Origin of the sequence: Propionimicrobium sp. PCR01-08-3, from assembly GCF_030286045.1 — a bacterium.
Taxonomy (GTDB): Bacteria; Actinomycetota; Actinomycetes; order Propionibacteriales; family Propionibacteriaceae; genus Brooklawnia.
Map to the genome: position 1 here is coordinate 2,734,642 of NZ_CP127390.1, position 12,065 is coordinate 2,746,706.

At 63.4% G+C, this 12,065-nt stretch carries 12 protein-coding genes; 7 read left to right on the forward strand and 5 right to left on the reverse strand.

Annotated elements, in window-relative coordinates; translation table 11 throughout:
* Positions 1-5: 5 nt before the first annotated feature.
* The 3 genes from QQ658_RS12685 to QQ658_RS12695 all read left to right on the forward strand — a co-directional run bounded on the left by QQ658_RS12685 (position 6) and on the right by QQ658_RS12695 (position 2,894).
* Complete coding sequence (locus QQ658_RS12685; RefSeq protein WP_286025203.1) at positions 6-497, forward strand: DoxX family protein; 492 nt, start codon at positions 6-8, stop codon at positions 495-497.
* Positions 498-585: 88 nt separating this feature from the next.
* On the forward strand, positions 586-1,314 hold the full coding sequence (locus QQ658_RS12690) for a response regulator transcription factor (RefSeq protein WP_286025204.1): 729 nt from the start codon (positions 586-588) through the stop codon (positions 1,312-1,314).
* Between the two features lie 47 nt (positions 1,315-1,361).
* Positions 1,362-2,894 carry a sensor histidine kinase gene (locus QQ658_RS12695; protein ID WP_286025205.1) on the forward strand — a complete coding sequence of 511 codons (1,533 nt, stop codon included), beginning with the start codon at positions 1,362-1,364 and terminating at the stop codon, positions 2,892-2,894.
* A 135-nt stretch (positions 2,895-3,029) separates the two neighbouring features.
* On the opposite strand, the gene QQ658_RS12700 is transcribed toward QQ658_RS12695, so the two are convergent.
* From QQ658_RS12700 to QQ658_RS12710, 3 genes are read right to left on the reverse strand one after another with little or no spacing between them, the layout of a single operon-like run.
* Positions 3,030-3,647 (reverse strand): energy-coupling factor transporter transmembrane component T family protein, encoded by a 618-nt coding sequence (locus QQ658_RS12700; RefSeq protein WP_286025206.1) that lies wholly within the window; start codon positions 3,645-3,647, stop codon positions 3,030-3,032.
* Positions 3,647-4,342, reverse strand: coding sequence for an energy-coupling factor ABC transporter ATP-binding protein (locus tag QQ658_RS12705; protein WP_286025207.1), 696 nt, complete (start codon positions 4,340-4,342; stop codon positions 3,647-3,649). The genes QQ658_RS12700 and QQ658_RS12705 overlap by 1 nt, the downstream gene beginning before the upstream one ends.
* A 16-nt stretch (positions 4,343-4,358) precedes the next feature.
* Complete coding sequence (locus QQ658_RS12710) at positions 4,359-4,994, reverse strand: biotin transporter BioY (protein WP_286025208.1); 636 nt, start codon at positions 4,992-4,994, stop codon at positions 4,359-4,361.
* Between the two features lie 383 nt (positions 4,995-5,377).
* Here QQ658_RS12710 and QQ658_RS12715 point away from each other — a divergent pair, with 383 nt between their 5' ends.
* From QQ658_RS12715 to cydC, 4 genes are read left to right on the forward strand one after another with little or no spacing between them, the layout of a single operon-like run.
* Entirely contained in the window at positions 5,378-6,892 is a 1,515-nt protein-coding gene (locus tag QQ658_RS12715; protein WP_286025209.1) for a cytochrome ubiquinol oxidase subunit I, read from the forward strand.
* Between the two features lie 15 nt (positions 6,893-6,907).
* A complete protein-coding gene (cydB, locus tag QQ658_RS12720) occupies positions 6,908-7,993 on the forward strand; it encodes a cytochrome d ubiquinol oxidase subunit II (protein WP_286025210.1) in 1,086 nt (361 codons plus the stop codon).
* 2 nt (positions 7,994-7,995) lie between these two features.
* On the forward strand, positions 7,996-9,657 hold the full coding sequence (gene cydD / locus QQ658_RS12725) for a thiol reductant ABC exporter subunit CydD (RefSeq protein ID WP_286025211.1): 1,662 nt from the start codon (positions 7,996-7,998) through the stop codon (positions 9,655-9,657).
* Positions 9,650-11,263 carry a thiol reductant ABC exporter subunit CydC gene (gene cydC / locus QQ658_RS12730; protein WP_286027114.1) on the forward strand — a complete coding sequence of 538 codons (1,614 nt, stop codon included), beginning with the start codon at positions 9,650-9,652 and terminating at the stop codon, positions 11,261-11,263. The genes cydD and cydC overlap by 8 nt, the downstream gene beginning before the upstream one ends.
* 225 nt (positions 11,264-11,488) lie before the next feature.
* Here the strand turns inward: cydC and QQ658_RS12735 are convergent, their stop codons facing one another.
* Complete coding sequence (locus tag QQ658_RS12735; protein WP_286025212.1) at positions 11,489-11,764, reverse strand: type II toxin-antitoxin system YafQ family toxin; 276 nt, start codon at positions 11,762-11,764, stop codon at positions 11,489-11,491.
* A 5-nt stretch (positions 11,765-11,769) separates the two neighbouring features.
* On the reverse strand, positions 11,770-12,042 hold the full coding sequence (locus QQ658_RS12740; protein WP_286025213.1) for a type II toxin-antitoxin system RelB/DinJ family antitoxin: 273 nt from the start codon (positions 12,040-12,042) through the stop codon (positions 11,770-11,772).
* Between the last annotated feature and the right edge of the window lie 23 nt (positions 12,043-12,065).

The following is a 12,065-nucleotide window of genomic DNA, read 5'->3' on the forward strand; positions in this document are numbered from 1 at the left end:
ACGCCATGTCCAACACCCGCTCGGCCGCCGGAACCGCGAGCCAAGCCGTGCTCTTTCTGATCGTCCGGCTCGGATTCGCCGCAATCTTGCTCGCCCGCGCCTGGTGGCGCTGGCAGATCGAAGGCATGGACGCACAAGTCGCCCGGCTCACAGATTCAGGCCTGCCGGCGCCCGAGGTGCTGGCCTGGGGCACCGTCGCGTTGGAGGGCATCGGCGGCGTGCTGCTGGTGTTCGGCCTGCTCACCCGCTTCATCGGCCTGATGGTCACCATCGAGAACATCGCGATCATCATCTTCATTCGATGGCAGGCCGGCCCGTTCCTGGGCGACGGCGGCTATGAATACAACATCGCCCTCGCTCTGCTGGGGCTGACCTTCCTGGCGGCCGGCGCGTATTACACCGGCCTCGACAGCCTTTTCTTCCGTCCGCGGAAGAAGACCAGAACCGATGAGAGCACCGACCTGTATCAGCCCAAGCTGGGTTCCACCGAGTACTGAGAGCCTGACAGAACGGGCGCCTGCCGCACACAGCTGATCCACAGCCGGCCCACAGCGAATCCTGTGAAATCCCTGTCAGGATACTGTTATGGCGAATACGAAACCTGAGCAACTGACCCGCCCTGACGGGACGCCGCTACGCGTCCTCGCTGTGGACGACGAGCCCAGCCTCACCGAGCTTCTGGGCATGGCGTTGCGCTACGAAGGATGGGAGGCCAGAACCGCCGGCCGCGGCTCCGAAGCGGTCAAGGCGGCTCGGGAATTCAAACCGGACGCCATCATCCTCGACATGATGCTGCCGGACTTCGACGGGCTCGAGGTGATGCGCCGGGTGCGAGCAGATCAGCCCTACGTCCCGGTGATATTCCTCACCGCCCGCGACGCGGTGTCCGACCGGGTGACCGGGCTGACCGCCGGCGGCGACGACTACGTGACCAAGCCGTTCAGCATCGAAGAGTTGATCGCCCGGCTGCGTTCCTTGTTGCGGCGCAGCGGGGCCGCGTCCAAACGCTCGGAGGCTCAGCTGGTGGTCGGTGATCTCACCCTTGATGAAGACACCCACGAGGTCTACCGAGCCGGCGATTCGATTCATCTGACCGCCACCGAATTCGAGTTGCTGCGCTTCATGATGCGCAACCCGCGCCGGGTGCTTTCGAAGGCGCAGATTCTGGACAGGGTCTGGAATTACGATTTCGGCGGGCAGGCCAACGTGGTCGAGCTCTACATCAGCTATTTGCGCAAGAAGATCGACGTGGGCCGGAAGCCGATGATTCATACCATGCGCGGGGCAGGATACGTTCTCAAGCCCGCGGCCTAGATCCGGAGCCGCTGGCTCAGCCACCGGAAACGAAACGAAAGGCTGATGTGCCAGACATTGCAGAAGCGCCCGTAACGACACTTGCCGGTGGGGCCAAGCGCATCCGGCAAGGGCGGACCCTGAAACGGCAGCTCGTCGTCCGGATCACGGCGATCGTCGCGATCGTCGCGATCGTGCTGTCGGCTTGTTCGACGCTTCTGGTCTCCTACATCCTGACCGCAAAGCTCGATCAGCAATTGCTCTATGCCGTGCGAGCGAGCGACGATCGTCCGCAAGGCCCGAAGAATGAGAACGAGCCCGACCTGCCGCCCGACGGCACACTGCGCGTCGGTGGCCTGCCTATCGGCAGCATCGCGCTGTCGGTTTCGGAATCGGGTGCTGTGCGAGGCACGATGACCGGCGATTACGGCACGGTACCAACGGATAGCCAGCTGAGTCGGCTGGCAGTGCTACTCGACCTGCCGGTCGATGGCACGGTGCGGAAAGTCACCATCTTTGGATGGGGGAACTATCGGGCGGTCGCCCTGAGCAGCGAGACAGATTCAGGGACCGCGACCCTGGTGGTCGCCGCGCCGACCGCCGTCAATGATGCCGTCATCACCGCGATGGTCTGGATCGAGCTCGGCTGCACGATCGTTGCAGCGTTCGTCGCCTGGGGCGTTTCGACCGTCGTCGTGCGCAGATCGCTGCGTCCCCTGAGCCGGCTGGCCGATACCGCGACGCAGGTGGCCGACCTGCCGCTGGAGTCGGGTGAAGTCGAGATCGACGTGCGAGTGCCGTGCCCTGCTGAGAGCGCCAACAGCGAGGTCGGACGCGTGAGTAGCGCATTCAATGCGATGCTCGACAACGTCGAGACCTCGCTGCAGGCCAGGCAGGCGTCCGAAACCAAGGTGCGCCAGTTCGTGGCCGATGCCAGCCATGAGCTGCGCAATCCTTTGGCGTCCATCCGCGGTTATGCCGAACTGACCAGGCGTGGACGCGACGAGCTGCCGCCGGACACCGTCTTCGCGCTCGGACGCATCGAATCGGAGTCGCAACGGATGAGTCATCTGGTCGAGCAGATGCTGCTGCTGGCCAGGCTCGACAACGATCCGCGGCAGGTGCGCGCCGAACTCGATCTCGGCGAGGTGGCGCTCAACGCGATGAGCGATGCCCAGGCTGCCGGACCCGACCACCACTGGCGAATTCAGGTGCCTGATGAGCCCATCAACATCGTCGGCGACGCCGCGCAACTGCAGCAGTTGATGGTGAATCTGCTGGGCAATGCCCGCAAACACACTCCGGCCGGCACCACCGTGACCACCACGGTCGAGGTGACGGACAGCTGGATACGCATCGAGGTGGCCGACAACGGTCCCGGTATTGCGCCCAGCATGGTAAGTCAGATCTTCGAACGCTTCACCAAGGCCGACACCTCCCGCGCACACGATGAGGAGGGCTCAACCGGGCTCGGGCTTGCCATCGTCGCGGCAGTTGCGCACGCTCATGGCGGCAGGGTTCGGGTGGAATCGGAGCAGGCGACGCAAACGCACGCCGGATTCTCGACGTTCATCGTCGATCTGCCACTGGTGGCGCGCTGACCACCGTTCGTTCGCTCGCCGTGGTTTTCATCCGCTCGCACTAACTGAGTTCGCTGCTGTTGCAACGTAGGCTAACTCGGTTTGACTAGGCGTTTGTGCCGGAAGGTGAGCGTTTAGGTCGGCGACACGGCGGAATCAGTCGTCGAACCCTCGGGCGACCAGGGCATCTCCCATCGCTTCCGCATCGCGCAGCGCCCGCACCATCAGCGGCACCGCGAACGCCTTGAAGCTGGTCGTTGCCGCCCGCGCGATCTGCGCCTCGCGTACCTCGCGGGCCAGCCCCGCCACCACCGGCACACACCGGATGCCCAGCATCAGGGTGAGGCCGACTCGATCGGGATCGACGCCGACCTTGCGCAGTGGTCCGGCGGCCCACACCACGACCTCGATCAACCGGCTCATCGGGGTGGTTAGGGTGACCAGCCCGGCCGCAGCCACCAGCATCGCGATCATGCCGGGCACGGCAATACCCTTCTGCCAACCGAATGACCACCAGTTCATCGCCGCGATGAAGATCAGCAGCCACCACATCGGACGCAGCTGCTTCAGCATCAATCCGAGAGGAAATCCCGCCACCAGATATGCGGCAAACACAACACCCAGCACCACCAGCACCAGCCACCACCGTGTTTGCAGCCATACCGATGCCACACCCAGCCCGAGCAGTAGCGCAAGCTTCGCACCCGCGGGGGCCCGGTGAATGACGGAGGTTCCCTGCCGGTAGAGACCGAGAGTATTGATACCGATCGACATCAGGCGTCCATCAGTTCGCGGTAATAGGCGATCGATTCGGCAGGCGAGCCGTCGGCAACCAGACGCCCGCCGTCGAAGACGAGCACCCTGTCGAAGTCGTCCAATAGATAGAGGTGATGGGTGGCCAACACGACCGTCTGCGACAACTCGCGAATCACCTGCCCAATCATCCGGGCATTACGCAGGTCGAGCAGGGTCGTCGGCTCGTCCATGATGATCAACTCCGGTGAGGTGATCAGCACCGAGGCAAGCGCCAGCAGCTGTTTCTGCCCGCCGGAAAGCAGATGTGCCGGGTGATCGCGATGCTCACCCAGGCCGAACCGGACGAGTAATTCGTCGACTCGCGCCGCGATCTCCGACTTGCTCAGACCGGACTTGCGCAACCCGAAGGCGACGTCTTCGGCGACGGTCGGCATGATGATCTGGGTGTCCGGATCGGTGAACAAGAAGCCGGCCAGTTTACGCACCTTGGCCGGATCCTTGGCGGTATCCAGCCCGTTCACCCGGATGGCGCCCTCGCTCGGAATGTGCAGGGCGTTGAGCATCCTCACGAAGGTCGATTTGCCCGACCCGTTGTGCCCGACCACCCCGACCCGCTGCTCGGTCAGGTCGAGATTGATGTCATCCAGCACCTGCCGGGCGAGCGGCCCTTGACCATAGACGTGCCCGACGTGATCGGCCTCGATATGTACCACGGCAGATCAGCGTAGTTCAGCGCGCCGCGGCTGCGCTGTCGGCGTTGAATTTGTCGTGTGCCGCGGCCGCCGCTTCTGCTTTTGCGCCACCCCAGGGCAACATGCCCGGCAGCGCGGCGTGCACACCCTTTGCGACGATCAAGGCGATGACGATCTTGGCAATGTCGCCTGGCAGATAGGGGATATTGGCCACGACGGCCTGAGTGAAGCTCAAGTGTCCCGACACCATCATTCCCGGGATACCCAGCCCGTACATCAGCACCAATCCGCCCAGCACCAACACGATCGCGCCCTTCCAGATCGAGTACGGTGCACCGATCCGGTAGGTGGCCCAACCGATGAACCAGGCGCACGCCACGAACGCGATCAAGAAACCCCAGGTGGGAGAGACGAAGACGCCGATACCGCCGCGTCCACCCGCAAGCAGCGGCAGCCCCAGCGCGACCAGCGTCAAGAAGAGCAACTGAGAAAGGCCTGCCCGTCGTCCGCCCAGAATCACACCGGCCAACATCGGCCCGAGCGACTGAGCGGTGATCGGAGCGGGTGAGATAGGCACCACGATCGGCGGGATCGCACCGAGCGCTGCGGTAACTCCGGCGAATACGGCGATCAGCGCGAGATCACGCGCCGGCTGGGATTGCTGATTACTCATGAGCAGTGGCCTTTCAAGCAAGAACGGCATTACTTTAACACTGTTCATTGATGGGGTTCGACGTGGTTACCTTCGATCGTCGTGACGAACCTTCCGCAAGTCATCAGGGTTTGTCACCCGACCGAATGCCGGGAGTAGTCGCGGGCATAGTTGCGGAAGTTTGGTCACGACTCATACCGGTGACGGCGGGGCACTGCACGACAGAACCTAACCCTGAACGCTCCGATGGGCCGTATCACAGGCAGCCCATCGGCGAATCTGAGCGAATAAGGGAAGCCCCTAGTAACCAAAATGCTGCTTATACCACTGCGGTGGACGTTAACTCACACTGGGGGCCCAAAAAAATTGGGTTTACCCCCTGACTTAGGTGTAAGTTCACGGTCATGGACGCACAGGTACTCGCGCGTTGGCAGTTCGGTATAACGACTGTCTACCACTTCTTTTTTGTGCCGATGACCATCGGCACAGCTTGGATGGTTGCAGTTCTGCAAACTCGCTGGATACGCAGCGGGGACAATCAATGGCTGCGCCTCACCAAGTTCTTCTCCAAGCTCTTCCTCATCAACTTCACCGCCGGCGTGGTCACCGGTATCGTGCAGGAGTTCCAGTTCGGCATGAACTGGTCCGAATACTCCCGGTTCGTCGGCGATATCTTCGGTGCTCCGCTAGCCCTTGAAGCCCTGATCGCCTTCTTCCTCGAATCGGTGTTCATCGGCGTGTGGATCTTCGGTTGGGACAAGTTGCCCCGTGGCCTGCACAACTTGTGCATGTATCTGGTAGCACTCGGCTCGACGATCTCGGCAGTTTTCATTTTGGCCGCGAACTGCTTCATGCAGAACCCGGTGGGAGCCGTCTACGAAAATGGACGCGCAGAGCTCTCCGATTTCACTGCGCTGTTCACCAATCCGTTCTTCATCGTCACCTTCCCCCACCAGATCGCCGCCTCGCTGATGGTCGGCGGCTCGCTGGTAGCAGGCGTGGGCGCTTGGAGGCTCGCCAAGCTACACAAGGACCATCCTGAAGGCCATGCGGACGAAGAGGCTTGGCGCAAGTCGTCCCGGATGGGCGCCTGGGTACTGATCGCCGCCTGCCTGGCAGTGTTCGGCACCGGCCACGCACAGGCTCAGGTCGAAGCCAAGTTTCAGCCGATGAAGCTTGCCGCCTCCGAGGGGCTGCTCGACACCACGACGGCAGCAGGGTTCTCCATTGTCGGCATTTACACGCAAGAACGTAACTCTGAGGGAATCACCGAAGTCACCGAAGTATTCAGCTTCGAGGTGCCTTATGTGCTGAGCTTCTTGGCCTTCAATGATCCCAACGCCGAAGTCATGGGCATCAATGATTTGACCGAGCAGTATCTGAACGACGGTTTCCTGAATGTCGATGGGGAGCGCACCGCACTTCAGGAGCAGTTCTCCAGTGAGCTTGCCGAGATGGGGGTCGATCCGGTCCCCAACGTGATGATCTCCTATTACAGCTTCCGCCTGATGATCGGTTTGGGCACCCTCGGTCTGTTGGTCGGGCTGGCGATCTTGTGGTTCACCCGCAAGGGCCACTACCCACCAACTGAAAAGAACTGGCAGTTCAAGACCTGGAAGTACACAATGGGCGCGCTGCCCTTCATGCCGCTGTTCGCCAACTCGTTCGGCTGGATTCTGACCGAGATGGGCCGCCAACCCTGGATCGTCTACGGAGTGCTGCCCACATGGACAGCGAATTCACCCAATGTCAGTGCCGGCCAGATCTTGTTCTCGATGATCGCGTTCACGCTGGTCTACGGCATCATCGCGGTGCTCGTGCTGAAGCTCTTCTTCACCTTCGTCGCCAAGGGCCTGCCCGATGTGACCCCGCCCGAGGTGTCCAAGGACGCCGACCAGCCGATGTCGTTCGCTTACTGAGGCCGAGGAGATTTCATGTCACACGATCAACTGATTGTCTTGTGGTTCTTGTTGGTAGCCGTGCTGTGGATCGGCTTCTTCTTCCTCGAAGGCTTCGACTTCGGAGTCGCGATGCTCTATCCGGTGATCGGTAAGGACCCCACCGAACGCCGCGTCATGATCAATTCGATCGGCCCGGTCTGGGACGGTAACGAGGTCTGGTTGATCACTGCGGGCGGTGCGATGTTCGCGGCCTTCCCGGGCTGGTATTCGACGCTGTTCAGCGGGCTCTACGTACCCTTGCTGCTGGTGTTGCTCGGGTTGATCATCCGAGGGGTCTCGTTCGAATACCGCGCTCTCGGCAATGAGGATTGGCGCGACACCTTCGACTGGTGCGCGATCATCGGCTCGTACCTCGTGCCGCTGGTCTTCGGCATCGGCTTCGCCAACATGTGGAAGGGCATGACCGTCGCCGGTGAGCCTCCGCACATGAGCGGTTTCTGGAATCTGTTCACCCCGTTCACGCTGCTCGGTGGCCTCGCGCTGATCGTGCTCTTCATGGTGCACGGTGCGGTCTTCCTCTGCCTGAAGACCTCCGGCACCGTGCACGAGAAGGCCAACGGCGTGGTCAAGGTCGCCGGCCCGATCGCGCTGGCCCTGCTCGCCGGGTTCGTCGTCATCGGCAACATCGTCTACCCCGCGACTCAGAATCCGAACCTGGGTGCCGGGGCGTCCGTGGCGATGTGGATCACCGGGCTGGTCTCGGTGGCCGCTCTCGGCTACGCGATTCTCATGCACACCCAGCACGGCGTACAAAGGCGCGAGAATCTCGCCTTCTTCGGCACCGGTGTGTCGATCGCGACGCTCTTCGCGACGATCTTCATCAAGATGTTCGGGACGCTCGGTTTCGTGCCCACCGAGGGAACCAACTTCGACATGTGGATCGCCGCCAGCTCGCCGGACACTCTCGATCTGATGAGCAAGGCCGCTTTGGTGGGCGTGCCGGTCGTACTCATCTACAGCATTTGGACCTACCGGGTATTCCGCCGCCGCATCTCAGTGGCGAACATGCCGCAAGATGCCGGATCGGCTCAGGCGACCGTCAACGTCACGGGAGACTGATTTTGGCGGGACCGCTTGATCCGCGGCTTCTCAAGCGTGCGACGGCGACCAGGGGTTTCCTGGTCGCCGTCGCCGCGACCGGGATAGTGGGCGCTTGCTGCATCATCGTGCAGGCCTGGCTGATCGCCCAGGCGGTCTCCGGAGTCTTCTACGCGGGTTCGATCGATTTCGACGGCCCGCTCGCCGGATTCTCGTCCTATCTGTGGGCGCTGGCCGGCGTCTTCTGTCTGCGGGCGGGGCTGAGCTGGCTGAATTCGTGGCTGGCGCACCGGGCGTCCGCGTCCGTGAAGAGCCAGCTGCGCACCGACCTGATGGCTGCCCGGTTGGCCCGGCCGCTGGACGCCTCGACCCCGTCGAGCACCCTGATTCATCTGGCCACCCAAGGCCTGGACGCGCTGGACGGATACTTCTCGAAGTACCTCCCACAGCTCGTGATGGCCGCCTTCATTCCGCTGCTGATCTGGGTGGTGATTCTTCGCCAGGACACCGAGTCGGCGATCATCATCGCGATCACGATTCCGCTGATTCCTTTCTTCATGGCGTTGATCGGCGTCACCACCCGCGACCAGGTCAACCGCAGGCTGAAATACCAGACCAGACTGGCCAACCACTTCGCCGACCTGGTTACCGGCCTGCCGACCCTGCAGGTCTTCGGACGCGCCCGCGCGCAGTTGCGTGGTCTTCGCGAGACCGAGGGCCGCTCGCGCACCGAGACCATGAAGACCTTGCGCATCGCGTTCTTGTCCGGCGGGGTGCTGGAGCTGCTGGCCACCTTGTCGGTGGCGCTGGTTGCGGTCACCGTCGGATTTCGGGTGGTCGCCGGCGAGCTCGACCTGACCACGGCCCTGTTCGTGCTGGTGCTGGCGCCCGAGGCCTATCTGCCGGTGCGGATGGTGGGCGTCCACTTTCATGATTCCGCCGATGGCACGGCTGCCGCCGATGCCGTGTTCAAGGTGATCGAGTCGTCCCTCGAGGCTGAGGCCGAGGTGGTCGTGCCTCCGGATCTTGGCTCAGCGGAGATCTGCTTCGACCAGGTCAGCGTGCAGTATCCGGGCACCGATCGCCCGAGCCTGGACAACCTGTCGTTCACCATGCGTCCCGGCGATGTGCTCGCACTGATCGGACGATCGGGTGGCGGCAAGTCGACCGCGCTCAGTGTGCTGATGGGTTTCGTGGCGCCCACCTCGGGAACCGTTCGGATCGGCGGTCTGGATCTGGCCCGGATCGACCTCGATCAGTGGCGGCGGCAGATCGCCTGGGTCGGGCAGAATCCGGGCATGTTGCGCGGCACCATCGCGTCCAATCTGCGGTTGGGGTATGACCAGGCGTCCGATGACCAGCTGCGCGAGGCGCTCGATCGGGCCGGTGGCTCGGAGCTTGCCCTCGACCGGACGATCGCCGACGACGGCGAGGGTCTGTCGGCGGGCGAGCGGCGGCGGGTGGCGCTGGCCAGGGCCCTGCTGCGCATTGAGTTGGGCGGCGCCAAACTGCTCGTCCTCGATGAACCGACGGCGGGGCTCGATCAGGCGACTGAGGCCCAGGCGGTGGCTGCGGTGCGGGCGGCAGGCGTCGGGGCGATCGTGGTGAGCCATCGGGAGGCTCTGCTGAAGCTGGCTGACGAGATGGTGGCCGTCGGGGAGGTGACCCATGGCGCCGATGCGTGATGTCTGGGCTCTGCTCGTCCGGTTATTGAGGGGCACGCCGCGGGGACGCTGGCGGCTGTTCGTGTCGGTGTTGCTGGCGATCTTCGCCAGCGGCTGCTCGGTGGCCCTGATGGGGGTGTCGGCCTGGCTGCTCAGCCGGGCCGCCGAACACCCGCCGGTGCTGTATCTGCTGGCGGCTTCGGTGGGCGTCCGGTTCTTCGGTATCGGACGCGGGGTCGGCCGCTATTTCGAGCGGCTCGTCGGGCATGACCTGGCGCTCCGGATGCAGAGCTCGCTCCGCGAACTCAGCTATGACAAGCTATCTCGCACCACCTTGCTGGGACAGCGCTTCGGCGATCTGCTGGTTCGCATCACCGCCGATGTCGAGGCCATCGTCGACCTGGTGGTGCGGGTGGTGCTGCCGTTCTGCTCGGCCGCCGTGGTCTTTCTCGGCACCAGCGCCATCTTGACCATCTTCAACCCGTTGGACGCCGTGGTGCTGCTGGCGATCTCCGTCTTCGCCGGGGTCGTCGTCCCGTGGCTTGCCGGACGCTGGTCACGCGCCGCGGACGAGCGGGCGATACCGGCCCGCGGGGCCTTGGGCGACAAGGTGCGTGAGATGTCGCTCGGCGCGCCCGACCTGGTCGCCTACGGGCAGGCCGACCGCGAACTCGACGCATTGGGCGCGATCGATGCCGAACTGCGCGACAGCGAACGCGAGGGCGCCTGGACACGCGGTGTTGCCGAGGCCGCCCAGATGCTAGCAACCGGGCTCGCCGTCGTCCTTGGCCTGGTGATAGGCGCACCCGCTGTTGCCTCCGGAGCGATGCTCGGGCGCGACCTGGCGATCCTCGCGCTGGTGCCGCTGGCGCTGCACGAGGTCTACGCCGACTTCTCGAAGGCCGCCCAGACCCTGACCAGGTCGAGGGCGGCGCTGGCCCGGGTGATCGATGTCTTGCAGGCGGATCCGGTGGGGACAGGCGACCGAGCGACGGACGATGCTTCTGCAACGGCACCCGCCCACTTGATGCTCCACGATCTGGCGGTCGGCTGGCCCGACGGACCGGTCTTGTTGTCAGGGGTCAACCTTGATGTGCACTCCGGGGAATCGGTCGCGCTGGTCGGCCCCTCGGGGCTCGGCAAGACCACACTGGCCGCCACGATCATGGGGCTGATCCCGGCCCGTAGCGGCGAGCTGGCGGCCCCGACTCGGATCGGATATCTGGCGCAGAACGCACATATCTTCGCGACCACGCTGGCCGAGAACGTCAAGATCGGCAACAAGGACGCCACCGGCGAGCAGGTCGCCTCGGCGATGCATCAGGCCGGGCTTGGTCTTGACGCCGAACGCGAGGTCGGCGAGCAAGGAGCGACACTGTCGGGGGGCGAGGCGCAGCGGGTGGCGCTGGCCCGGTTGCTGGTTGCCGACACCACACCCGACCTGGTGATTCTGGACGAGCCCACCGAGCATCTCGACCGCGAAACCGCCGATGCCCTGCTGGACGATCTGTTCGCGTCGCTGGCCGAGACGGCATTGCTGGTCATCACCCACGACGAAGATCTGATGGGCCGCTGCAACCAGGTCATCGACCTGCGCCAATGGGAGTCGGCAAGCGGCACACGCTGAATCCGGGCAACGGATCAACCTGACAGTCAGGTGATTCCTTGATCCCAGCCGACCTGGTCGGTGAGCGACACTGCGGAACTCCACTTGGCAGACCGCGAGGAAGACGCACGTTCCATCGTCCAGATGACGTTGGCGCCGACGACGTGCTCTACAAGCGGCGATTCCGAGAGCTTACGGCCAAGTAAGCGTGCGCGGGGTTTCGGACCAGACCGTCCAGGGACGTGCCTAGAACAGGTCCGCGTGTGTACCTGTTCGCATACACATGAGAACGAGGGCGTTCTCATCCTTTTCATAGACGAGAAGCCAGTCAGGCTCTATGTGACACTCGCGGGTTCCGCCCCAGTTCTTTGCCAACGCGTGGCCTCGGTTTGCTGGGGCAAGGGTCCTGTCTTCCGCAAGCTGCTCGATGATGCTGAAGAGCTTGTCCATGCTCTTGCCGCGCTTCTTCGCGGCCTTCACATCTTTCTTGAATGCGCTGGTATAGGCAATCGAATACGACACGAGGACTACACACCCAGTGACTTACGCAGCGCGTTCACGTCGGAAAACTTTGGGGTAGACGGGTCAGCCAGCTTCGCCTTGCCCTCCGCGATCGCATCGGCGGTGGCGGAATTGAAGGGCTCCGCAGTGATCTCAAAGGGGATACGGCGCTCACGCACTGCCTGTCTCAGAAAGGCATTAACAGCCACCGAGGTATTCAAGCCAAGCTCCGAGAACAATGACTCCGCTGCCAGCTTCGTCGTGTCGTCGACCCGAACCGTAATTGTTGACTTGGACATAGCGACCTCCTTTGTATAGCCAT